Source organism: Desulfonatronovibrio magnus, from assembly GCF_000934755.1.
In the GTDB taxonomy this organism is placed as follows: domain Bacteria; phylum Desulfobacterota; class Desulfovibrionia; order Desulfovibrionales; family Desulfonatronovibrionaceae; genus Desulfonatronovibrio; species Desulfonatronovibrio magnus.
The window spans coordinates 331,736-355,846 of record NZ_KN882175.1; the positions used below are offsets into that span (position 1 = coordinate 331,736).

The window sequence follows — 24,111 nt, forward strand, 5'->3', positions numbered from 1 at the left end:
CTCCTTCAGCCTTCAGCCTTCAGTCTTCCCTCTTCCTCCTTCAGCCTTCCCCCTGTATCTTCCCAACAATTCAAAATCCCACACCGCTTTAACACAGCCACTCCTATCGCGTGCCTTGACAGACAGGGCAAGCGTTGTTACTTCATTAGCACTCTGTAACATAGAGTGCTAATGAGGTAAAACCAATGACTCTGAATAAAAGACAAACTGACGTACTGCTCACTATAATCAAAAACTATATTATGACAGGCCAGCCTGTGGGATCAAGGACTGTTTCCAAAGACTCAACCCTGAAACTGAGCCCTGCTTCCATCAGAAATATAATGGCCGACCTGTCAGACGCAGGCTACATTGAACAGCCCCACACATCAGCTGGCAGAATTCCCACGGCAAAAGGATTCAGAATATACTTGGATTCCAACCTTGAAGTGGAACCTGTTTCTTCGGAGATTCAGGAAAAAATAAAGGCCACGCTGACCAGTGTAGGCCCTGATCTGTCCCAGACTCTCAGTCAGGCCTGTAAACTGCTTTCTGTTCTGTCCAACCAGATCAGTCTCATCATTACTCCAAGTCATCAGCTCATAAGGTGGCAGCAGATTGATTTTGTTCTGCTGCGCCCTGGACTGGTCATGTCCATCCTCATCATGGAAGGAGGAATGATTCAGAATAAGGTCATCAAGGTAGACAAGGAAATATCATCTGATGATCTCATCAGGTTCAGCAATTATCTCAATGAGCATTATCAGGGCAAAACACTGCAGCATGTTCGAGCCGGAATTCTGGACCAGATGAAAAACGCCAGACAGCAGTTTGAACATCTTTATGAAAACGCCCTGAAACTTGCTCAGGAGTCTTTTCAAAACACCACAAGAAAAGTTTTTGTTGAGGGCACTCATTATCTCTTTACAGGAAATGAACATGCGGACATCAACAAAATGCGCGAGCTTTTCCGAATGCTGGAGGAAAAGTCCAAGCTTCTCAAACTTCTGGATCAGACCATAGAAAGCAGAAACCTGAATATCATTCTGGGCCAGGAACAAAAAATGGATGAATTAAGTGATTTTTCATTAATTTCATCACCTTACAGCTTACAGGACAATATCGGCACGGTAAGTATCATCGGTCCCACCAGAATGAACTATTCAAAAATAGTTCCGGCTGTTGACTTAACAGCAAAAATTCTTAGTCAGTTCCTGCAGGAAATATACGAAAATTCAGAAGCAGAATAGTGTCACTGAGTTGCAAACGTTCCGCCCCGACAAACCGAGACCAATCCTGCGAGTAGCTTAAAGTGAGTCATCTCTCTTAAAATTGAGACACTCCCTGTGCCAGGCACAAATTTTTGATCATTAAACGAAACTTTTTCGGTAATTGTTAATGGATTTCAGGAGAGCCCCCAAAAATTTCGAAAATGCATAGTTCTTAGCGGGTTTACCCACTACAAAAAATACTCTGGAGGTTAGGATATATGTCTGAAGAAAAAGACAGACTGGATTTTGAAGAATATGAGATGGAAGGGCAAGATGACCCTCAGGAGGAATTGGAAGAACACATAGAAATATCCTTTGATGAACTCAGATCTCTTTGTGAAGAAAAAATTTGTCCTGAATGCAGATTGCTCAAGGAAGAAAAAGATAAGGCGCTTAGAGCTGTGGCTGAGTCTGATAACTACAAGAAACGACTCAACAGGGAAAAGGAGGAATTCTGCAAATTTGCCGTATCTTCTTTTGTTGAGGAAATAATTCCTGTGGTGGACAACCTTGAACTGGCTCTCGAGCATGGCAGAAAGAATGATGCCTGCAAGGAACTTGTCAGCGGTGTGGATATGACTTTGTCCATTTTCAAGCAGATCCTGGAAAAAAACAAGCTTGTTCAGGTCGGCTATGTGGGAGAGCCTTTTGATCCGAACTTCCATGAAGCACTGGCTCAGGAAGAACGAGATGACATGGATCATGAAACAGTATGTCATGTCATGCAGAAAGGGTATGTCCTCAACGACCGCTTATTGCGGCCTGCAAAAGTCATGGTCAGCAAAAAATCTTGTTAAAATGTTTAATGCTGATCTTTACAACCAGAATATTATAATTATGAAAGGATTTATTTAATTTTTTAAAAATTGTATTTGTTTATAGTTTTCAAGTGTGACGGAAATCTGATTCACTTCAGTTGCTTTATTTTTCACACACCTGATGACATTTTCTTGTCTGCCGGATGTGGCTGCTGAAAATCAGATTCTTGTACTGCACTTGAAAACCCTGAACAGATACGACAAATTAAGGAGGCTCATAAATATGGGAAAAATAATCGGAATCGACCTTGGCACCACCAACAGCTGTGTATATGTCATGGAAGGCAAGGAGGCAAAGTGTGTAAGTAACCCTGAAGGAGGCCGCACCACACCTTCCATTGTTGCCTTTACAGACAAGGAGCGACTTGTAGGTGAAATAGCCAAAAGACAGGCAGTTACCAATTCGGAAAAAACTATATTTGCGTTCAAACGACTGATGGGGCGTCAATTCAATGATCCGGCACTGACCGACTGGGTAAAAAGCTGCCCTTATATAATTACAGAAGGCTCAGGTGGCGATGCGCACATTCAGGTAGGGGACAAGAAGTACAGCCCGCCGGAAGTGTCTGCAATGCTTCTGCAGAAACTCAAAAGTGATGCTGAAGCCTATCTCGGTGAAAAGGTAACAGAAGCAGTAATCACTGTACCTGCTTATTTTAACGACAGTCAGCGTCAGGCTACTAAAGATGCAGGTAAAATTGCCGGACTGGAAGTAAAGAGAATAATTAATGAACCTACTGCCGCATCTCTTGCGTATGGTGCAGACAAAAAGGCCAATGAAAAAATCGCGGTCTTTGATCTTGGCGGCGGTACATTTGATATTTCCATCCTCGAGGTTGGAGACAATCTTGTGGAAGTTCGTTCCACCAACGGAGACACCTTTCTTGGCGGCGAAGACTTTGACCATAAAGTAATTGATTACCTCGTCAGCGAATTCAAAAAAGAAAATGGCATTGATCTTTCCCAGGACAAGATGGCTCTGCAGCGTCTGAAAGAGGCTGCAGAAAAGGCCAAAAAAGAGCTGTCCACCACCATGGAAACAGATGTCAACCTGCCTTTTATCACTGCTGATCAAAATGGTCCCAAGCATATGAATATCAAGTTGACCAGGGGTAAGCTGGAAAGACTGGTGGAAGATCTGGTTGACCGGACCATCGGCCCCTGCAAAAAGGCTTTGAGCGACGCCGGGGTTTCAGCTTCAGAAGTGGACCAGGTTCTGCTGGTTGGCGGCATGACCCGTATGCCTCTCGTACAGAAAAAAGTAACTGAATTTTTCGGCAAAGAACCCAACAAAAGCGTCAATCCCGACGAAGTTGTTGCCATGGGAGCCGCCATTCAAGGAGGAATCTTTTCCGGAGATGTCAAGGATGTTCTTTTGCTTGATGTTACTCCTCTGTCTTTGGGCATTGAAACCATGGGCGGTGTTTTTACCAAACTCATTGACCGCAACACCACCATTCCAACACGCAAAAGCCAGATTTTTACCACCGCCGCAGACAATCAGCCTTCGGTTTCCATTCATGTTCTCCAGGGTGAAAGACCCATGGCCAATGACAATATGACTCTTGGAAGGTTTGAACTTGCCGGCATTCCCCCCTCACCACGCGGGGTTCCTCAGATTGAAGTTACCTTTGATATTGACGCCAACGGTTTAGTTAATGTCTCAGCCAAAGATACCGGAACAGGTAAAGAGCAATCCATTCGAATTACCGCTTCCAGTGGTCTTTCAGAAGATGAAATCAACAACCTGGTCAAGGAAGCTGAATCTCACGCTGAAGATGACAAAAAGAAACAGAAGCTCATAGAAGCCCGCAATCACGCTGATACCCTCATCTATACTACTGAAAAATCACTGAGAGACCTTGGTGATAATATTGATGCTGAATTGAAGGCTGAAATTGAAGCCAAGTCCGAGGACCTGAAAAAGGCCATGGAAGGAGAAGATGAGGCTGAAATTCGCAAGGCCACTGACGAGCTGTCCCAGGCATCCCACAAACTGGCTGAGAAACTTTACTCTCAAAAGACTCAACCCGGAGGAGATCCCGGAGCACAACAGCCAGGTCCTGGTCCTCAGGGGCAGGCAGGTGCAGGTCAGAAGGGATCATCAGGAGATGATGATGTAGTCGATGCTGACTACACGGAAGTCAAATAAACCTTGACAGCATCTTATGCACCTTTCTATTCTAGCCCGGTTCAAGTTTGAGCCGGGCTTTTTTGTATTATTTTTAAACTGAATTCTAAGGGAAATTCTGTCAGATGCATGTAATTAAATCCATTCTGATAATATTATGTCTTCTTACGCTTTGGGCCTGCGAAAAACGCATCATGCCTGAACCTGAAGCTCCGGAAGCACCCTTGATGCGTCAGGCAGCATCCTACTGGGACAGTAGGGACTATGCCATGAGCCGGAGCCTGTACAAGGAGCTGTCTCAGATTCCAGATCTGCCCCGCAGACAGAAAAACATCATTTTAAGACGCCTTGCCACCAGTTCGTATTACCTTGAAGATTATGAAAGTGCCGTTAACCAGCTTGAAGAATGGTCCAGAATTGATCCCTCAGCTGTAAGGTTGTGGTCCTGGCACGAGATGTATGCCGATTCTCTGAAAAAGGTTGTAGGCGAACAGCGATACTATCAATATTTTTCAGAACTGATCCGGGACAGACTGCTGCCTGCGGAGATACGCACGCAAGCAGTCATGGAGCTGACCAGGATTGATTTTGCCCGCCACAACTTTCAGAATGCAGCCCTGAATCTGCAAACACTCTATGCACAGCTTGAGACATTCCAGAGCAGAGCATCACTTGAAAACAAGTTCATCTCATATCTTGTATCTCTTCCTGCCAGCAAGCTGAACCAGGCTGCGCAGGCCCTGATTCCCATGGATCAGACAGATTTTCCCTGGAGTGTTTTTGCATGGCATTATCATGCCTTAGTGCTTGAGCAGACTCCTGGGATGTGGAATGATCTCCTGCCCAAGTTCCAGGCTCTTATTAAGCGCGGACAATTTGCCGATCCGTCCCCGTATCAGAATCAACTGCAGGCATGGATGGATAAATTTGGAGTTCCAGCCAGGGAAATCGCACTTCTACTGCCTTTAAGCGGCAATTTTTCATCAGCAGGCTGGAAAATAATGCGCGGAGCAGGATTGGCTCACTGGCAGTCTCTTTCTGACAGCAACCCCATAAAAATAAGATTCATCAATACTGATGAAGAGGGCTGGTTAGAAAAACTGCAAAACATGAACTCCGTATCTATGGTGGGTGGACCTGTATCAAGGGCCCATTGGGATGATATCCAGAGAGCCGGTCTTAACTCAGACAAAACGTTTTTTACTTTTTTGCCAGACATAAATGATGAAGGGCGCTCAGGCTGGAGATTTTTCACCAGTCACAGAGATCAGATACGTTCCCTTCTCATGAAGACAACTTCAGGTTTGAATTTTACCAATTTTGCACTTTTTTACCCTGAAGAAGAATTTGGAAGAGCTTATGCCCGAATTTTCCTGGAAGAAGCAGAAAGGCTGGGGGTAACAGTAAGTAATGTCAGCAGTTACCCGGCAGACGACCCTCAGCGCTGGAACCGCATCGTTGCCTCACTTTTGGATATTACCAACTTCAGCAGTCCTTACTTGCAACCCTCACCTGACTTTCAGGCAGTTTTCATACCTGACAGCCTTTCCAGAGCCAAGGGCATGCTTCCCCAGTTCTTTTATCACGATCAGAATCAGCTGGTCTTTATGGGGCCTATGCTCTGGTCGGAATCCCATTCACCAGGCTTTACTGAGCACCAGTACTTTTCTCTGTCCATGTCCCCGGGTCCCTGGGATGCGCAAAGCTCTAAAACAGCCTCCATTGATCTAATCCATGGCATGGAAGAGAATCTTCAGGATGAACCGGACTTCTGGGTGGCCTTAGGATATGATTTTATCAATTTTGCCATGCATACAGGTGAGTTGCCTGCCCCATCTCAGTACTATAACATTAATCAAACCCTTCATTCCAGCACTTTCAATCACTGGAGCATGGCCCCCATCACCTGGGACATGGAAGGAAATGCTTCACAGGACCTGTACATTTTTCAGCTGGAACGTAACGCATTATCCCGTGTAGATCTGGATTACTTTGACTCTCTGATTCAGATTCGAGAGCAAAGAAAAATTCACTGGCGGGACGAACTCTGGCAAAGACGGCAAAGCCAGGAGAATAACTGAATTTTAATCTCTCATTGAAGTTAAACTGTCAATGGTCTGTCTTTGTCAGAAACAAAATATTTAATTTGTAAAATGGAGCAAACAAGCATGGATATATCACCGCAGCAGATTGCAAAGATTGCCAGCCTTGCAAGGCTAGAATTAAAAGATGACCAAATCCTGAAATTCGCTCAGCAGTTTAATGATATCATTGGTTATATGGACAAAATGAACTCATTGGACACCCGGGGCATCGAACCTATGTATTCTCCATGTGAGAATACTTCTGTAATGCGTCCAGATGAGGTCATTAATGAACATGAACGCAGCAAACTGCTCAGCAATGCTCCCATGCAGGATGGCAAGTACTTTATAGTTCCCAAAATTATCTAATGCGAGCTGTGCCCACAACCCGGTTATGAGTTATCTGTTAATTATTATCAGGGTAAGGCTGTGGATTCAGGCTTTTGTTATTCAACGATTAACAATTAATTATTAGCTGATAACAATTTCTTGTTTTTTGCTACAGAATTGAAACGATAAATTTCTAACCTTCAAATACATATCAAAATCAGGATATATTATGACGGATATTGTGAAAAAATCCCTGCTGGAAATTAGAGAACTGCTGAAAAGAGGCGAAGTCAAAGTATTAGATGTGGTTAACAGCTGTTTTGATCAGTTAGAAAAGTCAGAACCAGTCATCAACGCCCTTGTAAGCTGGAATAAGGAAGCCTGCCAGACCATGGCTCAGGAAATGGACAAAACAGGCCCGGATAGTCAGAAGCCATTGTGGGGAGTACCAATCACCATTAAAGATGTCATCTGTACAAACGATTTCCCAACCACCTGCGGTTCAAAAATTCTGCAAGATTACAGACCATGCTATGATGCGACCCTGGTGGAAAAACTGAGGCAGGCCGGTGCTATCATCATGGGTAAAAACAACATGGATGAATTCGCCATGGGATCATCAACAGAGAATTCAGCTTTCAAAACCACGAAAAATCCATGGGATATCCAAAGGGTGCCCGGTGGTTCAAGCGGTGGCTCTGCTGCCAGCGTTGCTGCCTGGCAGTGTTATGCATCCATTGGTACTGATACCGGCGGCTCCATCAGACAGCCCGCTTCGTTTTGCGGCATTAACGGATTAAAGCCCACCTACGGCCGTGTCTCAAGGTTCGGGCTTGTAGCTTATGGTTCATCCCTGGATCAGGCCGGGCCCATGACCAGGAATGCCCGGGATGCAGCTCTTATGCTGAATGTAATCTCAGGCCATGATCCCAAAGATTCCACTTCTGCCCCAAAACATGTACCTGATTTTTTACAGGCTACTTATCAGCAGACCAGCCTTAAAGGCTTGCGCATTGGTCTTCCCAACCAGTACTGGAAAGGTCGTATGAGCCAGGAAACCAGCCAGTGCTGCACAAATGTTCTAAACGCTGCCCGGAACGCAGGATGTAAAGTGGTTGAGGTGGACATGCCCCATGCTGATATGGGCATTGCCGCCTATTATATAATTGCCATGGCTGAAGCCTCATCCAATCTGGCCAGATATGATGGAGTCAAATACGGGGTAAGGGATAAAGACAGCAAAGATATCCTGGAAATGTACCGTAAAACCAGATCCATGGCTCTTGGTGAAGAAGTACAACGCCGGATCATGATCGGCACTTATGTTTTGTCCGCTGGATATTATGATGCCTATTATAAAAAGGCAGCACAGATCAGACGCCTTATTCTTGAAGATTATATGCGAGCTTTTGAGTCCTGTGACATAATATGCGCTCCTGCGTCTCCATCCACTGCTTTTAAGATTGGAGAAAACATTCATGATCCCTTGCAGATGTATATGACGGATATTTTCACAACCTCACTTAACCTTGCAGGACTGCCTGGCATGACAATTCCAGCAGGGCTGGGCAATGAAAGCGGCATGCCCGCAGGTATTCAGATATTTGCCCCTGCTTTTCAGGAAGCAACCATTCTAAGCACTGCCCACATTCTGGAAAGCGCGCTGCCTCCACTTGGCATTCCTGCGGGGCTCACCGCTTCCTGATATATGAAAACTGCAGTGGCCTTAAGCGGCGGAGCTGACAGTCTTTATGCCTTACTCTCCCTTCATGAGGCAGGCTGGAAACTGATGCCGGTCCACGCCAGATTTTTTAAGACTGACCATCAAAGTCATGAAACAGAAAAACTGCTTGCAGATTTTTGCTCCACCATAGGTTTGCAATTGACAGTACTGGACCTGGCTAAGAAATTTAAAACCCTGGTCATGGATCCCTTTGTTCAGGATTATATTGACGGACTTACTCCTAATCCTTGCGTTACCTGCAACCAGCGGATAAAGTTCGGGCTCATCATGGATCATGTCAGATCTCTCGGAGCTGATCAGCTTGCCACCGGGCACTACGCACGAATTGATTCCAATAATGATATTCCAGCACTTTTTCGAGGGCAGGACCCCTTAAAGGATCAAAGCTATTTTTTATCCCTGGTTCCAGTTAAGGTCTTAAACCATGTAGTTTTCCCCCTGCAGACATCAACCAAGAAAAACATTTTAAAACTTCTCGGTGAAAAAGGAATCACCCCTCCGGTTCCCGGGGAAAGTAATGAAGTTTGTTTCATTGAAAATGACTACAGATCATTTATTCAGGAACAGAGACCAAACCTCAAAACCCTGAAAGGCCCTATCATGACCACCAATGGAACAGTGCTGGGACAGCATCAGGGACTATGGCACTACACTCCAGGTCAACGTAAAGGACTGGGCATAGCCTATAAACATCCACTATATGTCATTGAAAAAAACTTTCAAAACAACGCCTTGATTGTAGGCAATGCTCAGGAACAGATGAGCAGAGGGTGTGAAGCCAAAGATATCAATATCCACGTAGCTCCAAAAAACTGGCCCGAAACAGTCATGGTACAGATTAGATATCGTTCCAGGCCTCATCCAGCCATAGTGACCATCAATAAATCACGCATGACTGTCAAATTTTTAAACCCTCAGGATATTGCTGCTCCAGGTCAGATCGCAGCTGTTTACTCGCAGCATGGCCAGGTTCTCGCTGCAGGCATAATAACTTCTTCTAAACCATGAACTTCCACATCATCACCCTGGGATGCAAAATCAATCAGTATGAATCTCAGGCCATTACTGAATCCCTGGCCCGCAGAGGCTTAAACTGCTCCAGCACTCCTCAGGAAGCAGAGATCATTATAATTAACAGCTGTGCAGTAACCACGAGAGCCGTCAGGGATCTTAAAAAATGCTGCCGCAGAATGGCACGACAGAATCATACAGCAAAAATAATTGTCACCGGGTGTGCAGCACAAGTTTTTGAGCAGGAACTCCAGAGCCTTGATGAAGTGGCACAGGTAGTTGCGCAAACACATAAAACCAGATTCCTCCAGGGCCTTGAACAATTGGAAAGTACCTCCTGCCAGGAACAGGATTTTTTCATCTCAGACTTTTACAGGTCACGGGCCATTGTCAAGGTACAGGATGGGTGTGATCACAATTGTACCTATTGCATAGTTCCTCAAACCCGGGGGGTACCGAGAAGCAGGGAACCACAAATCATTCTCCAGGAAATAGAAGGTCTTTTGCAAAAGGGGTTTACAGAAATTATTATGGGAGGGATTAACTTGCGTCTTTATGGCAGAGATTTAAGCCCTCAGAAGGATTTCTGGGATCTCCTGGCCTTTGTTTGTCGCCAAACCATGGCTGCACCTGAAAATTTTCGGCTGCGCATGAGCTCTCTTGAGCCTTCAGAACTTAATTCCAAGGCGCTTGACTGCCTGAACAGGTATAATCAAATCTGTCCGCACCTGCATGTATCATTACAAAGCGGCAGCCCGGCAGTTTTAAAAAAGATGAACCGGTCTCACTGCAACCCTGCAGAACTGATACGTTTTTGCAATGACCTGAAATCCATCTGGCCTGTTTACGCTCTTGGCGCAGACCTATTAACCGGATTTCCCGGAGAAACCCATGAAGACTATCTTGACACTTTCAGGATTATGAACCAACTTCCCCTTACTTATGCGCATGTCTTTCCATTTTCTCTAAGACCGGGAACGCCCGCAGCCAGATTCTCAGGCCAGATCAGTTCTACTCTGAAAAAGGAAAGAGCAGCCTCTTTACAAGCAGCAGCTCTATGCTGCAAACAGAAGTTTCTGCAAAAAGTTCTCAGTCAGCCCAAGCTGCAAGTGGTCATAGAAAATGAAAACAGAGGAATGTCAGAATACTATATTGAATGTACTGTGCTTGATACTTTTCCTGAACTCCCCCCGAGAAGCATGATCCAGGCTCAGCCACTATCAGTGCAGGACAAAGGGCTTTGTGTAAAAGCACTGTAACTTACAAGCTCTTCACCCGGGCGGCCCGGGACCGAACATGCGAGTAACTGAAAATGAGTCTCCTCTATGGACATTGGGACAGTCCCCGCGAGGTACTATAAAAAAGATTGATGCTGCATTGGTTCCTGGAAAAAATTTGCTTAAATGATAAAATTTACACAGCGAGGGACAGTCCCAGTGCCAGGTGCATATTTCCCATCTTTGACGGAAATTTTCTGGCAAATGTTCATGTATCATAGGCAAAAATCGTATAAATGTGAAAACTGTAAACGTCAGATTTTGTTGATAATTTGGTTTTAGTTACTTAGAAGGATGAATAGAACCAGGAATAATGGACAGGGAACAAAAATTTTGACTACCAGCTACCAGCTACCAGCTATCAGCTACCAGCTACCAGCTACCAGCTAAAAACTACGAGCTAAATATCCATGAGTACACCCAAAATTCCTGAACCTGGCAAACTAATCCTGTCCATACTCAGTTCTAAGTGGTCGCACTTCTGGCCTGCACTTCAGTCAGACTTAGAAATTGAGTTTGGACCTGTTGACTACATTACAGATATCATTGATTTTACCGAAACCAGATACTACGATCATGAGCTTGGTGTACCCATTTTTCGAAGAATACTAACCTTTTCACCCCTGCTCCCATTAGACAGACTGGTTGATACCAAATTATTCACCAACACTTTAGAAAACAAACATCTTTCCAATGGCAAACGAATTTTTAATCTTGATCCAGGACTGATCACCCTTGAAAGGTTAGTGCTGGCCACAGGCAAAAACTTCACTCATCGCATATACCTGTCTCAAGGCATATGGGCTGATTTGACCATGATCTACACCAAAGGAGACTGGAAAGCTCTGGACTGGACATTCCCTGACTACGCATCCTCCAGAATAAAGCATCACTTGCGGATCATTAGAAATAACTATTATAAACAACTGAATATGGGCAAGGAAAATTAGCATGGCAATAAGCATGACCGGTTATGGTTCTAAAACCATGACCCGACCGGACTGGACAGTTACCTGGGAAATTCGCAGCGTAAATCACAGGCACCTTGACATCAAATGGAGAGTTCCACATACCCTTTACTTTTTGCAGCAAAAATGGGAAAAAATCATTCGCGCACATGCGTTACGCGGCAGACTCGATGTAAACCTGCACCTCAGAATCAACAACCCTGAGATACTGGGAATAGGCTTTGACCAGGCCATGGCCGGGGCCATGCTGACCCAGCTTGAAGACTTTGCAAGAAGCTCGGGTCATGACTTTGCACCGGACCTGAATCTATTTCTGAGAAACTCCTCATTATGGGTGGAGGAAAAGTCAGGCATTAACCCTGAAATGGAAGAAGATCTTGCTCTGACGCTTAAAACCGCTTTGAAGCACTGGAACGAGTCAAGGCAGACAGAGGGTCAAAACATGCTTAATGACATCGTCTCCCGCCTGGAAAGCCTGGAATCATTGCTTGAACATATGGAAAGTTTTGTTGCAGATAATACAAGCAACCGCTTCAATGATCTCAAGGACAAACTTTCCAGAATTATGAATGACTTGAATATTGAAGCAGACGAAAATCGTTTTCTCCAGGAGTTGATCATTATGACCGACCGACTTGATGTATCTGAAGAGATAACCAGGCTCAAAACGCATCTTAAGGCCATGCGCCAACTCACTGATCAACACAGTGAAATCGGACGCAAACTTGATTTTATGCTCCAGGAAGCATTTAGAGAAATCAACACCTGTGCCAATAAATGCCAGAATACAGACATCAGCCGGGTGGCTGTTGATTTCAAGGCAGAGCTGGAAAAATGTCGTGAGCAGGCCCAGAACCTTGAGTAAGTCAGATTAGCAGGAATATACTAACGCGGGCTGTACCCGCAACCCAGTAATCTGTTATCTGTTATCTGTTATTTGTTATTTGTTAATGATTAGTGGTTAATTGTTATCAGGGTAAGGCAGTGAATTCAGGCTTTTGTCTTCAACAATTAGCTTTAACTATTTTTGATAACAATTTCTTGTTTTTTATGACAGGGTTTCAGGAGTAAGTTACTAATGCAAGATAACAAACTTAATCTTTTAAATATCGGTTTTGGCAATTTTGTTGTCAGCTCCCGGGTTGTGGGCATTGTCAACCATGGTTCGTCTCCCATGCGCAGGCTCAGAGAAGATGCCCGCAATGCCAACATGCTTATTGACGCTACCCAGGGTAGAAAGACTCGGTCATTGATAATTACTGACTCCAACCATATCATTCTGTCAGCCATTCAACCTGAAACTATCTCCCAGCGTCTTGAAGGGACCAGGGGTAAATCCAATGAATAAAGGCATCCTGTTAATTATCAGCGCTCCATCAGGTACAGGTAAAAGTACTCTTATCAACATGCTCATCAAGGATTATCCTGACATTGGCTTTTCCATTTCATATACTACCCGAAAACCGCGACAGGGGGAAGTACATGGACAGAATTATTACTTTGTCACAAGAGATGAATTTCTAAATCTTCGAGAAGAGAATTTTTTTGCTGAATGGGCTGAGGTACATGGCAATTTTTACGGCACCCCTGCCAAAGAAGTAACCAGGGCCATTGATCGCGGAAAAAGCCTGATCTTTGATATTGATGTTCAGGGAGCTGCTCAAATCAGAAAAAATCTGCAAAAAGGAGTATTGATCTTTATTTTTCCTCCTTCACTGAAAACTTTAGAACAAAGACTTTCCCGACGCGCGACTGATTCGTCAGATATCATTGCCCGCAGACTGAAAAATGCTCAGGACGAAATCCTGCAAAGCACCATGTTTGACTACTGGATAATTAATGATGATTTGCATCAAGCATATGAAGATCTCAAGTCCATTGCCAGGGCTGAAAAATTAAGACCTTCGTGCCTGCCCAGTCTGCCGGAGCGTGTTGTAAAGTATGATTCCATACACACTGGATAGTAATTTTTTTTAAAGGTAGTGCAACAGCATGAGTAAAATTATCATTGCCTTAGACTTTGCTGAACCTGTCCATGCCTTGGATTTTGCAAAACAAATCCAAAACAAGAATGTATGGGTAAAAGTCGGGCTGGAACTTTTTATTAAAGGCGGGCAGCATATCGTATCCAGCTTGCGTGAAATGGGCTTTTCTGTTTTTCTGGATCTTAAGTTTCTGGATATACCCAACACTGTAGCTGGAGCTGTCAGGTCCTGTTCAGCCTTTGATGTTGACATGATAACCCTGCACATCTCGGGCGGCAGGCAAATGATTGAGGCAGCCATTGATGCTCGAAATTCATGTTCCGCACTTGACAAAGCTCCCCGGCTGATAGGAGTTACTCTGCTCACAAGCATGGATACCAGAGACATGCCTTTTGTTGAAAATATAAATGCCGGCCAGATTGCCCGTAAACTTGCCCTTGACGCTTATGCCTGGGGGCTTGACGGCTGTGTGTGTTCAGGACTTGAAGCAGCAGACATCAGAGAAAGCACGGCAACAGATTTCAAAATCGTGACTCCAGGTATTCGCCTGCAATCCATGGGCGATGATCAGAAAAGAACAGTAACACCGAATGAAGCAGTTAAGGCAGGCTCAGACTTTCTTGTCATTGGACGCCCGGTTACCAGAAGCTCTGATCCTCTACTCGCACTGCAAAAAATAATTTCTTCGATTCAAAGCTCAAACAATTGAGTATCTATGAACCTGATTTCATAAACGCAAAATACTCGCCATTAATTATGTTGCTAACAAAGCATTTTTAGAGTACTCTGAAAAAAGTAATCAAGGAGTAATACTCATGTCTACCAATCCTGAACAAGATATTCTCAAAGATCTTGAAGATGACAAAACCTTAATCACCGGAGTTTTTTCATCCCAGAGCTTAGTCAAGGTCGGCACCGGAACAACTCAGAAAAAAACCATCCAGAAAACCTACTGGTTTGTTAAAGAACTCGAAGACGACCAGGTGGAAATCCAGCCGTTGAACATCAACTATGTTCCATCAGGCCCCAAAAGTATTATCTCCAAGGATGATCTGCTGGAAAAGTTTTCGCCAGAGCCTGAGTACTACACCTATACTGTATATCCCAAGATGCGGGAACTCAACAAGACCATTGCCAGGGCAGACAGACACAGGCAGAAAGGTGAGAGTTTCAGCGCAGAGTTTGAATATAACAACGCCCTTAAGGTGGATGAAGAAAACATAAGAGCCAACTTCGGACTGGGACTTACTTATCTCGAAAGAGGCGACAAGGACAAGGCCAATAATATTTTTGAAAGACTGGTAAAATTAGACGCTGCCTTTGAAAAGGAACATAAGCATCTTTTTAATGATTTTGGCATTAACCTGCGCAAACAGGAGATGTATGCTCAGGCTTTGGAATATTATCAGAGAGCACTCCAGCTTGTAGAAAATGATGAAAACCTGCACTATAATGTTGCCAGAGCGTATTTTGCTTTTAAAAAATATCCCAAGACGCTGGAGCACCTCAAAAAGGCCCTGCAGTTAAATCCTGATTTTCAAGAGGCCATTAAGTTTGTCAAATACCTGAAACAAAAAAAACTGGTTAAATAAATTTTACCGACCGGAAGCTTTATCATGGACTTATACAGTGCGGAACAATTCATGGTTCAATTATCAGAAGTCGGCAATGAACTGCCGGTTTCTCCTGATATACTTGGAGCCCTTTTTCAAAGCACTTCATCATATTCCTATATGAGCATGGATGATATATCCATGCTCATATCAAGAGATCAGGGTCTCACAGCCAAAATCCTCTCCAAAGCCAACTCAGCCTATTACGGTTTGCAGGGTCAGATATCCTCAGTTTCACGGGCCCTCAATATTCTGGGCATGGCAGAGTTGCGAAGAATCATTTTGTTTATTGCCTTGAAATCCATGGGTGCCAAAATTAAAAATCAGGTCATTAATCTTGATGAATACTGGGATCACCAATGTACAGTGGCTGTAATGGCCGGAGAGATATGCTCCATGTGCGGACGCAATGACTCTGAAGATCTTTTCACCATGGGCATTCTGCATGATATGGGCAAGCTCATGATTGCCATGTGTCAGCCATGGACCTGGTCAGCCATCACAAAAATTGCCCGTAACTCCGGGATGAGTATTTATGATGCAGAACAGGATTATTGGGGAATTGACCATGCCATTGCCGGATCCATGGTTTTAAGACGCTGGAATCTCCCGGAAAATCTTACCGAAGCTATCAACTGGCATCATATCCCTGAAAAAGCAGCGGAAAAATACAAGGATCAGGCACGAATTATTTTTCTGGCCGATACATTGAGTCATCACCTGACCAACAGTGCTGAGCCATTAGACAACCAGGCTTTTGCCCGCTTAGATCTGGACCCCGACGAAACTTTGGATATAGCTGCCAATATATCTACTACTTCGCGCCTGACTAACCTCAAAAACCTCTTTATCAACTAAGGTCGTATACCTCTTTGACACTCCTTGTTAGATAATACCGGCAAGCATGTGTCTGAATGAGTCCATAACGGCCTGCCTGAAAATTATTCCGGACAAAAAACCTAAAATGCATTCCCATGTTTCTCAGAATACACTTAAATGGCGTGTTAAAAACACCGAAGTTTCAAAACAGTTTATATACGACCTGTCCAGGCGCTTGGAAATCTCACCCGTCTTGTGTCTCCTTCTGCACCAGAGAGGAATGACCACCTACGATGACATGCATTTTTTCCTGAGTCCGGGGCTCCGTTATCTTCCTCCTTTGCATGAATGGCCCTGCCTGGAAGAAGCCGCCCGTATCCTTGCAGCATCCATCGAAAACAAGGAAAAAATCGCTGTATGGGGTGATTATGATGTGGACGGAATCACATCTGTTGCACTAATTAAGGATTTTTTTAACCAGCGAGGTTATGAAATAACCCCCATCCTGCCCCATCGCATGGAAGACGGCTATGGTCTGAACATGCATGAAATGGAAAGCCTGGCAAAGGAGGGTGTCAAAACTCTCATCACTGTTGATTGCGGCATATCCAACTTAAAAGAAGTTTCTAAGGCCAGAGAGTTGGGCATAAAGGTGATTCTTACTGACCACCATCAACCTGGTCAGGAACTGCCCCCGGCCAACGCCATTATAAATCCCAAAATCAGCGGACCATGTCCGCATCCCGAACTGGCAGGAGTCGGCACAGCTTTTTTTCTTATGGCTGCACTAAACAGAATTCTTCCGGGAGATCAGCTTGATATACGCAATTTCCTTGACCTTGTAGCCTTGGGAACCATTGCTGACCTGGTCCACCTGGACCGTACCAACAGAATTCTGGTCAAGAATGGATTATTGCTTCTTGATAAGCATGAAAGGCCAGGCATAAAAGCCTTGAAAGAAGTAAGCGGCATCAATGGAAACAGCAATATAGGAGCTGGAGAAGTCGGGTTTGCTCTGGGGCCGAGAATCAACGCTGCAGGAAGGCTTGACGATCCAGCCATTGCCCTGGAACTTCTGCTTACATCTGATCACGACCTTGCTCTAAAACTGGCTCACAGACTGAACAAACTCAATGAGCAGCGCAAAAAAACAGAACAGATCATCTTAGAACAGGCCCGGGAAATGGCCTTAAAGATGATGGATTACAATAGTTTTGTGCTTTATCATCCAGAATGGCATCCTGGAGTTGTCGGCATTGTAGCCTCAAGAATTGTTGATGAGTTTCATAAGCCCTGTTTTGTTCTAACGCAGGACGGTGACTATTTAAAAGGCTCTGGACGCAGTATTGAAAAATGCAACCTCTATGAAAGTCTTTGCGCCGTCAGTCATGTTCTGGAAAAATACGGCGGCCACAGCCAGGCTGCCGGCCTTTCCATTGCCCCGGACAATCTTGAAGAATTCCGGCAGCTTTTTGATGAACAGGTTGTTAAAGCTCTTGGCCCAGGCCCGGTTTCAAGAGAAATTATGCTGGATGCTGCACTTAACCTGGATGAAATAAACCCTGAGCTCATTTCCGAGCTGGAACTTCTTCAACCTCTTGGTCCCGGCAATCCCCGTCCGGTGTTTCTTTCACCCGAACTTACAGTTCTGGACCAGACTTTATTTGGAAATGACAAACACATCCGTTTTCATCTCAAGGATGAAAATAGCGAAGTAGCCCTCCGTGCCCAATTCTGGAGAAAAGGCGATACATGGGGACAAAAATCCATTAAAGGCAAAAAAGTAGTTGTGGCCTATACTCCTGCTATTAATCACTACCGCGGAGTAACGAGCATCCGCTTGAATATCAGAGAAATTCTGAGCGTAAAGTAACAGACAGGCGAATTTTACAACCTTACTGGAACAAGGATCGACAGGCTGGAGTTTTGAGTTTTAAGTTTTAAGTTTTGTGTGTTAAGTTTTAAGCTTTGAACTTTAAGCGTTAACCTTTGAGCTTTAAGCTTTAAGCTTTAAAACATAGGCAGCCTGGATGAATTTACATTATACTGATTGCAATCAATCTCAGCAATTAACACTTACCCATAGAGGAGATATTTATGAACAGGCTGTTGTGGGTTTGGATTTTTTCAGGGTTGTTCTTTTTTATTGTTTCACCTGTAATGGCGCAAACTTTTAAGTCAGATCCAGATCGTATTTCTCTTAAGGCAGAAACTCAGTACAGGTTTAAATCAGGCATCAAAAACAGCCGTACCGATGTTTCCAGCACCAGATATAACATTTCAGGCTCATACTCATACTTTACTCTTGCATACGAACATACTCACTACTCGTGGGACCATGCAAACCGGTCTGAAATAAGCGATGCAGACAGTACTCCGTGGACCGGACTGCACCAGGTCACTCTGTCCGGAAGAAAATCATTTTTTTTGAGCCGGCAATGGATGATCAATGCAGGCTTCAGCTCTTACAGCGCATTTGAAAAGGAGCTTTCCAAGTCTTTCGGAGGTTCTGCCGACGTTTCTTTCATTCGAATATTTCCCAATGGATGGTCTGCCGGCGTTGGTGCAGTAGGACTTTACCATCCTGTACGCAGCTTTTTCCTTCCAGGTATCCAGGTCAGTTATGCGCCAACAGGAGAATCAGGTTTTTCTGCCCGTCTGGGGTTGCCCAGATCTCAAGTCAGATACGGATTTAACGAAAAAATTGCAGCTCAGGCATACGGATCACTGGCATCAAGAGTTTACAGACTCAAAGACAACAGCCCTGTAAGTTCCAAGGGCTACTATTGGGATAGATCAATCAAGCTGGGTCTGGAAATGGAACTCAAGCCTCTGGAGCAGATGACCATTAACTTTGGTCCATATATTCTGGTGGACAGGAAGTGGAAATTATATACGAGAAGCGGAAAACGCATCAGCACGGAAAAACTGGATAACACTCCGGGGGTACGTGCATCAGTGAACTGGCGATTTTAAGACAAATCAAATCAACCAAGAACTAAGAACCAGGAACTTTGAAATCTCAAGATGCAAGGCTATTTTAAAATAACCATTCTGTTAATGATTCTTGTAACAGGAATAGTCTTGCAGAAAACTGAGATTATCGACCTGAAAGATGCCCTGTCAAACCTCGAAATTCTGGCGGAATCATGGTGGCTGCCCCCCATAGCAGTGCTTATCCAGATAATCCTGTATATGCTGGCCTTTCCAGGTTCGCTGCTTATGTGGACTGTTGGAGTAATATACACTCCATGGGCAGCAACCTTGATTGTAACAGCTGGAGGACTTTTCGGCAGTCTTGCCGCCTATTACTTTGCATCACGCATGACTGACGGAGCGCAAAGGTTTCAGAAAACAAAAGTTTACAAAATCATGCAGAAAAATTCCGGATTTCTTCAGCTTTGCGCCCTGCGCTGTCTGCCGGGTTTTCCTCATTCCTTCATCAATTACAGTGCCGGTATTCTAAAAGTAAGGATGATTCCTTTTATTATCAGTACAACTCTTGGTTTTGCCTTTAAAGGATTTATCTATTGCTCAGCCATCTATTCAGCCCTGCACCTTGATGATCAACAGCCCATAATCACCATGAGCACTCTGCTGCCCCTCATTGTTCTGGTCCTGTTCTCCCTGCTGGGGGTTGTCATCCAAAAAAAGTACTTTCAGGCAGACACTCATAAGACTTCCGGGTAAAAAAAATTACAATAGTTGTTAAAGATTACTATAATATAACGATGACACTACAAATTATAAACAACCCATGTCAGCTTTTTCCTGACAACTGTTGAAATTGGAGAGGTGATCATAGTGCGTTACATAAAAGAACCCGCCTTCGTCAATCGGCAGGGCGAGCTGGATTACCTGAATTCCTGGATACAAGAACGTCCGGAGCACATTCTGTTCCTTTATGGTCCCAAGTCCAGCGGAAAGACGACGTTGATTTATCGGTTCATTGAGCGGAACCTGTCCCAGAAAGAATACGAAATCAAGCATTTCAACCTGCGCAGATTGTTGCTGGTCAACTATGAGAGCTTTTTGCGGGCCTTTTTCGAGCGCAAGAACAGCGAGCAGGTCAAAGAGACCCGACAGTATGATCTGAAGGTGTTCAAGCTCAGCGTGGAAACGCTCAAGGGGCTGGAAAGCAAGCAGCTGGATCCGTTCATCGTCATGAAGCGGGAATTGGAAAAAATCGCCAGGAAAGGCAAGCGCCCGCTGATCATCATCGACGAGTTACAGGCCCTGTCTGAGATATATTTCAACGGCGGCCGGGAGCTGCTCAACGAGATGTTTAACTTCTTCGTGGCCATGACCAAGGAATCACACTTGTGCCACGTGCTCATTGCCAGCTCGGACGGGTATTTCATTGAAAGGCTGTACAACGACAGCAAGCTAAGAAAAACCAGCGAGCTGTTTGAAGTGGACTACCTGCCGAAAGAGGATATTGTTTATTGGTTGAACAATCTGGAAAAAGAGTCGAGTATCACCGATTTTACCTTGACCAGTGAACAGATTGAATACGTCTGGGAGCATTTCGGGGGCAGTATCTGGGAGATATCCACCGTACTCGGGCAGTTTTTGAAGGTGTGCCGGGATGGAATGGTACCACAAAAAGAAATGGAGCGTGTTGTGGCCAGGTATGTCTTGCAGGCCATGAGCTATTTTGAGGAGTATGCCGCCCTGGATACTCCCAAAACGGAATTACTAAGGGAAATACTGAAAAACGTTCAGTTCATGGGATATGCAAAGGAATCCCGGATGGGACGTATTCTCGAGGAGAGTCACTTTCCGGACAAGGAATCCTTGCAGGAAGAACTTCATTACCTGGTTCAGCAAAATTTTCTTTACTACAACCCCACCCGGGGGGAATACAGGCTCCAGGGCAGAAGCATGGAGATCGGGCTCGAGATGTTTTTGCGGGAGATAGATGCGCAAATGGGATGAGAGCTGGGCGGTGATGATAGTCGGGGATAAAGGGCGAACATATGGTTCGCCCCAGTAAAACAACTAATCTAAATCTTAAACCTCTAAGCCACCCAGTCATCATCCTCTTCTATGGGAGCAAAACCTCTGCGCATAGTGTTCTCTGTCACGCATCTCGGGTCAAGGAACTGTACAAGATAATCAGGCCCGCCAGTCTTGGATCCCACACCTGACATTTTAAACCCGCCAAATGGCTGCCTTTCCACAAGCGCACCAGTGCTGCCCTTGTTAAGGTAAAGGTTGCCCACACGAAAATCTTTCCTGGCCTTTTCCAGGTTGCTGGGACTTCGACTGAATACAGCACCGGTCAGTGCAAACTGGGTGGAATTGGCCCATTCAACAGCCTGATCAAAATCTCTGGCTTTCATTACCGCCAGAACCGGACCGAATATTTCCTCCTGAGCTATTCTATGCTCGGGAGTTATACCGTCCACAATGGTCAAAGGAACATAAAAGCCTTTGTCCGGAACTTCAGAACTGTAAAGAATACTGCCCTCCTGCCTGGCCACATCAACATACTCCAGAATCTTTTCCTGAGCAGATTTATCAACTACCGGCCCCATATAGCATTGCGGATCTTCAGCTGGCCCAATTTTCACAGATTTGGCTGCTTCCACCAGTCGGGTAATAAACTTATCGTAAATATTTTCCAGAACAATAACTCTCGAGCAGGCAGAGCATTTCTGGCCCTGGAATCCATAAGCTGAATACAGCACTTCCAGAACAGCCTCGTCCAGATCAGCATCATCATCAACAATTGTGGCGTTTTTACCACCCATTTCAGCGATAACTCGTTTTACCTGCAATTGGCCCGGATAAACAACTGAGGCCTTGTTTACAATGCGCAGACCAACTTCCATGGAACCAGTAAACGCAATCAGGCTGACATCAGGATGCTCAACAATATAGTCACCGATAATTCTGCCTCGTCCCGGTATATAGTGAAATACTCCATCAGGTATGCCTGCCTGGCGGTATATTTCAGCCAGACCATAACCAATCACAGATGCCACTCCTGCAGGTTTGTATAATACGCAATTCCCTGTAACCAGGGCCGCTGAAGTCATTCCGCAACTGATGGCCAGAGGAAAGTTCCAGGGCGAAATAACCGCAGCAATGCCTTTGGACTGATAAAAAAGATGGTTGACCTCTCCAGGTGCCCTGCCCATGCGCCTGGGCGTTCCCAGTCTTAACATTTCCCTGGCGTAATATTCCATAAAATCAATGGCCTCACCCACGTCAGCATGAGCCTGATTCCACTGCTTACCCACTTCAAGCACCTGCCAGGCTGAAAGCTTGAAAATATCCTTGCGGGCAATATCAGCAGCCTTGAACAGGTAGTTGGCTCGATCTTCAGGACTCAAATCACGCCACATGGGCAATGCCTCTCTGGCACCATTGAGTGCCTGGTCAACCTCCTGCCTGGAAGCCTGACATACGTGTCCAACCACTTCATCAGGATCAGCTGGATTCACTGTAGTAAGCCGATCATCGGTTATGACCTCTTTATTGTTAATTATCAGAGGATAAACACCTCCCATTTCGTTTCGAACTTCTTTAATGGCTGCAGGAAAGGCTTCACGTTCTTCCAGCAAGGTGAAGTCAGCAAAACTCTCATTGACAAATGGAGGCACCTTGCCCTGAGGCTTTTCCTGAGGTGGTCTGGCTGCCTTTTCATTTTTAGCTGTGATCACTGGATCTTCAAGAAGTTTGTCGGTATCAGTGCCTTCTGCAAAACTCTGGCGCAGAAATGACTCATTGGCGGTATTTTCAAGAAGTCTGCGCACTAAGTAAGCCATGCCCGGCAGAATCTCCCCGTAAGGAGAATAAAGTCTGACCCTTTTGGCCACATTAAGCAGCCCCTTACGCACAGGTTCAGCCATACCGTAAAGGACCTGAAACTCATATCTTTGCTCAGGAACATTCAACTCAATGGCGGTCTCCATGACAGCAGCAATGGAGCGAATATTATGAGAACCGCAGGCATAATAACATATATCACTGTTTTCCAGAATCTTTCTGGACTGCCTTTCAAAAGCAGCATCAGTTTCAGCTTTTACAACATAAACAGGAACTTTCCAGCCTGACTGTTTGGCAATGACTGTTTCATAATCCCAGTAAGCCCCCTTGACCAGGCGAATGGCTATGGGCAAACCCTGCTCACGCGACCATGAAAGAAGCTCTTCCAGATCATTGTCTGTATCCACAAGATAAGACTGCAGCACAATAGCCAGCTCATGAAAATCCTTGAGATCTGCATCAGCCCGCAGCCTCTTATAAACCTCAATGGTAATATCCTTAAACTTGTACTGCTCCATATCAATACAAAGATGAGCGCCAATTTCTTTGGCCTTGAGAGCAACAGGTTTGAGCCTTCTGCATATTCCCGCTACTGATCCGGCAAAATCCGAGGGTCTGGCCTGAGAATAAAGAGCGGAAGGCTTAATGGACACATTGATCTTAGGCGCATACCCCCAGTCCTTATCACCCTCAGCACCAAGAGCTTTCCAGCTTCCCTGACTGGAAGCCAAACCATCCAGAAGTTCCAGATAGCTTTGCTTATACTGTTCTCCTTCAGCCTCACTGACAGTTGCCTCTCCAAGAATGTCTACAGCAAAGGCAAAATTATCCTTGCGCAGCTTGTTCAGACTTTTCTGAGCCTGCTTAATGTTTTCACCAATGATAAACTGTTTGGCCATGCTCTCAATATTGGATCGAATGGATTTGGCCATTAATTTTCCAGCAAGGCCGCCACCCCAGCCGGAACTTTTGGCACCCCACTTCAGAACCGAAGGAATATCCTGCCCTTCACCTCCAAAATATTCCTGGATATGCTTAGTCAGAGACTCTGAAGTATTCAGATATGGAAGGACATCCACAAATCGAAACAGCTGAACCTTAAAATCTTCATTGCGCATTGCCCAGTCCATTACTTTACCGGTCCACCAGCCTTTATTGAAAATTGACGGAGCCTCGCCACTGATGCTTTTAAAAAATTCCTGTCCTCTGGCTCTGATTTTCACATTCAGCTCATCGCTGTTCATTGGATATCCTCCTCTTAAAAAAGTTATCAGGCATCAGTTTTACGCCTGAAGCTGCTTGAT

The 24,111-nt window shown here is 44.9% G+C and carries 20 protein-coding genes; 19 read left to right on the forward strand and 1 reads right to left on the reverse strand.

Translation table 11 applies throughout. The features are described from left to right. Positions 1 to 185: 185 nt before the first annotated feature. From hrcA to LZ23_RS22695, 19 genes are all read left to right on the forward strand, one after another. Positions 186 to 1,229, forward strand: a complete 1,044-nt coding sequence (hrcA, locus tag LZ23_RS13425; RefSeq protein WP_045214932.1) for a heat-inducible transcriptional repressor HrcA — start codon at positions 186 to 188, stop codon at positions 1,227 to 1,229. A 239-nt stretch (positions 1,230 to 1,468) separates the two neighbouring features. Then, a complete protein-coding gene (grpE, locus tag LZ23_RS13430) occupies positions 1,469 to 2,047 on the forward strand; it encodes a nucleotide exchange factor GrpE (protein WP_045214933.1) in 579 nt (192 codons plus the stop codon). Positions 2,048 to 2,291: 244 nt separating this feature from the next. Beyond that, positions 2,292 to 4,220 carry a molecular chaperone DnaK gene (dnaK, locus tag LZ23_RS13435; RefSeq protein WP_045215462.1) on the forward strand — a complete coding sequence of 643 codons (1,929 nt, stop codon included), beginning with the start codon at positions 2,292 to 2,294 and terminating at the stop codon, positions 4,218 to 4,220. Positions 4,221 to 4,324: 104 nt separating this feature from the next. Beyond that, positions 4,325 to 6,280: a type 1 periplasmic-binding domain-containing protein gene (locus LZ23_RS13440; protein WP_045214934.1), complete on the forward strand. Its 1,956-nt coding sequence runs from the start codon at positions 4,325 to 4,327 to the stop codon at positions 6,278 to 6,280. 87 nt (positions 6,281 to 6,367) lie between these two features. Beyond that, on the forward strand, positions 6,368 to 6,652 hold the full coding sequence (gatC, locus tag LZ23_RS13445; protein ID WP_045214935.1) for an Asp-tRNA(Asn)/Glu-tRNA(Gln) amidotransferase subunit GatC: 285 nt from the start codon (positions 6,368 to 6,370) through the stop codon (positions 6,650 to 6,652). A 190-nt stretch (positions 6,653 to 6,842) separates the two neighbouring features. Continuing rightward, complete coding sequence (gene gatA / locus LZ23_RS13450; RefSeq protein WP_045214936.1) at positions 6,843 to 8,318, forward strand: Asp-tRNA(Asn)/Glu-tRNA(Gln) amidotransferase subunit GatA; 1,476 nt, start codon at positions 6,843 to 6,845, stop codon at positions 8,316 to 8,318. A gap of 3 nt (positions 8,319 to 8,321) precedes the next feature. Next, complete coding sequence (mnmA, locus tag LZ23_RS13455; RefSeq protein ID WP_045214937.1) at positions 8,322 to 9,365, forward strand: tRNA 2-thiouridine(34) synthase MnmA; 1,044 nt, start codon at positions 8,322 to 8,324, stop codon at positions 9,363 to 9,365. After that, positions 9,362 to 10,627 (forward strand): tRNA (N(6)-L-threonylcarbamoyladenosine(37)-C(2))-methylthiotransferase MtaB, encoded by a 1,266-nt coding sequence (mtaB, locus tag LZ23_RS13460; RefSeq protein ID WP_045214938.1) that lies wholly within the window; start codon positions 9,362 to 9,364, stop codon positions 10,625 to 10,627. Before mnmA ends, mtaB begins: the two co-directional genes overlap by 4 nt. Before the next feature lie 428 nt (positions 10,628 to 11,055). Further along, positions 11,056 to 11,595 (forward strand): DUF4416 family protein, encoded by a 540-nt coding sequence (locus LZ23_RS13465; RefSeq protein WP_045214939.1) that lies wholly within the window; start codon positions 11,056 to 11,058, stop codon positions 11,593 to 11,595. Position 11,596: 1 nt separating this feature from the next. Beyond that, complete coding sequence (locus LZ23_RS13470) at positions 11,597 to 12,478, forward strand: YicC/YloC family endoribonuclease (RefSeq protein WP_045214940.1); 882 nt, start codon at positions 11,597 to 11,599, stop codon at positions 12,476 to 12,478. Positions 12,479 to 12,691: 213 nt separating this feature from the next. After that, on the forward strand, positions 12,692 to 12,961 hold the full coding sequence (locus LZ23_RS13475) for a DUF370 domain-containing protein (protein WP_045214941.1): 270 nt from the start codon (positions 12,692 to 12,694) through the stop codon (positions 12,959 to 12,961). After that, complete coding sequence (gmk, locus tag LZ23_RS13480; RefSeq protein ID WP_045214942.1) at positions 12,954 to 13,577, forward strand: guanylate kinase; 624 nt, start codon at positions 12,954 to 12,956, stop codon at positions 13,575 to 13,577. Before LZ23_RS13475 ends, gmk begins: the two co-directional genes overlap by 8 nt. A gap of 28 nt (positions 13,578 to 13,605) precedes the next feature. After that, the gene (pyrF, locus tag LZ23_RS13485; protein WP_045214943.1) at positions 13,606 to 14,307 is read left to right on the forward strand and encodes an orotidine-5'-phosphate decarboxylase; all 702 of its coding nucleotides are present in this window, start codon (positions 13,606 to 13,608) and stop codon (positions 14,305 to 14,307) included. A 106-nt stretch (positions 14,308 to 14,413) separates the two neighbouring features. Further along, entirely contained in the window at positions 14,414 to 15,190 is a 777-nt protein-coding gene (locus LZ23_RS13490; protein ID WP_045214944.1) for a tetratricopeptide repeat protein, read from the forward strand. A 24-nt stretch (positions 15,191 to 15,214) separates the two neighbouring features. Continuing rightward, positions 15,215 to 16,069 (forward strand): HDOD domain-containing protein, encoded by an 855-nt coding sequence (locus LZ23_RS13495; RefSeq protein ID WP_045214946.1) that lies wholly within the window; start codon positions 15,215 to 15,217, stop codon positions 16,067 to 16,069. Between the two features lie 106 nt (positions 16,070 to 16,175). After that, positions 16,176 to 17,903 (forward strand): single-stranded-DNA-specific exonuclease RecJ, encoded by a 1,728-nt coding sequence (recJ, locus tag LZ23_RS13500; protein WP_045215463.1) that lies wholly within the window; start codon positions 16,176 to 16,178, stop codon positions 17,901 to 17,903. A 224-nt stretch (positions 17,904 to 18,127) separates the two neighbouring features. After that, a complete protein-coding gene (locus tag LZ23_RS13505) occupies positions 18,128 to 19,006 on the forward strand; it encodes a hypothetical protein (protein WP_045214947.1) in 879 nt (292 codons plus the stop codon). Positions 19,007 to 19,057: 51 nt separating this feature from the next. Next, complete coding sequence (locus LZ23_RS13510; protein ID WP_045214949.1) at positions 19,058 to 19,720, forward strand: TVP38/TMEM64 family protein; 663 nt, start codon at positions 19,058 to 19,060, stop codon at positions 19,718 to 19,720. Positions 19,721 to 19,834: 114 nt separating this feature from the next. Then, a complete protein-coding gene (locus tag LZ23_RS22695; protein ID WP_052507368.1) occupies positions 19,835 to 20,968 on the forward strand; it encodes an ATP-binding protein in 1,134 nt (377 codons plus the stop codon). 83 nt (positions 20,969 to 21,051) lie between these two features. Here the strand turns inward: LZ23_RS22695 and pruA are convergent, their stop codons facing one another. After that, positions 21,052 to 24,051, reverse strand: a complete 3,000-nt coding sequence (gene pruA, locus LZ23_RS13520; protein ID WP_045214951.1) for an L-glutamate gamma-semialdehyde dehydrogenase — start codon at positions 24,049 to 24,051, stop codon at positions 21,052 to 21,054. Between the last annotated feature and the right edge of the window lie 60 nt (positions 24,052 to 24,111).

Coding starts and splice junctions, on each gene's coding strand:
- hrcA (WP_045214932.1), top strand. CDS start 186: ATGACTCTGAATAAAAGACAAACTGACGTACTGCTCACTATAATCAAA.
- grpE (WP_045214933.1), top strand. CDS start 1,469: ATGTCTGAAGAAAAAGACAGACTGGATTTTGAAGAATATGAGATGGAA.
- dnaK (WP_045215462.1), top strand. CDS start 2,292: ATGGGAAAAATAATCGGAATCGACCTTGGCACCACCAACAGCTGTGTA.
- LZ23_RS13440 (WP_045214934.1), top strand. CDS start 4,325: ATGCATGTAATTAAATCCATTCTGATAATATTATGTCTTCTTACGCTT.
- gatC (WP_045214935.1), top strand. CDS start 6,368: ATGGATATATCACCGCAGCAGATTGCAAAGATTGCCAGCCTTGCAAGG.
- gatA (WP_045214936.1), top strand. CDS start 6,843: ATGACGGATATTGTGAAAAAATCCCTGCTGGAAATTAGAGAACTGCTG.
- mnmA (WP_045214937.1), top strand. CDS start 8,322: ATGAAAACTGCAGTGGCCTTAAGCGGCGGAGCTGACAGTCTTTATGCC.
- mtaB (WP_045214938.1), top strand. CDS start 9,362: ATGAACTTCCACATCATCACCCTGGGATGCAAAATCAATCAGTATGAA.
- LZ23_RS13465 (WP_045214939.1), top strand. CDS start 11,056: ATGAGTACACCCAAAATTCCTGAACCTGGCAAACTAATCCTGTCCATA.
- LZ23_RS13470 (WP_045214940.1), top strand. CDS start 11,597: ATGGCAATAAGCATGACCGGTTATGGTTCTAAAACCATGACCCGACCG.
- LZ23_RS13475 (WP_045214941.1), top strand. CDS start 12,692: ATGCAAGATAACAAACTTAATCTTTTAAATATCGGTTTTGGCAATTTT.
- gmk (WP_045214942.1), top strand. CDS start 12,954: ATGAATAAAGGCATCCTGTTAATTATCAGCGCTCCATCAGGTACAGGT.
- pyrF (WP_045214943.1), top strand. CDS start 13,606: ATGAGTAAAATTATCATTGCCTTAGACTTTGCTGAACCTGTCCATGCC.
- LZ23_RS13490 (WP_045214944.1), top strand. CDS start 14,414: ATGTCTACCAATCCTGAACAAGATATTCTCAAAGATCTTGAAGATGAC.
- LZ23_RS13495 (WP_045214946.1), top strand. CDS start 15,215: ATGGACTTATACAGTGCGGAACAATTCATGGTTCAATTATCAGAAGTC.
- recJ (WP_045215463.1), top strand. CDS start 16,176: ATGCATTCCCATGTTTCTCAGAATACACTTAAATGGCGTGTTAAAAAC.
- LZ23_RS13505 (WP_045214947.1), top strand. CDS start 18,128: ATGAACAGGCTGTTGTGGGTTTGGATTTTTTCAGGGTTGTTCTTTTTT.
- LZ23_RS13510 (WP_045214949.1), top strand. CDS start 19,058: ATGCAAGGCTATTTTAAAATAACCATTCTGTTAATGATTCTTGTAACA.
- pruA (WP_045214951.1), bottom strand. CDS start 24,051: ATGAACAGCGATGAGCTGAATGTGAAAATCAGAGCCAGAGGACAGGAA.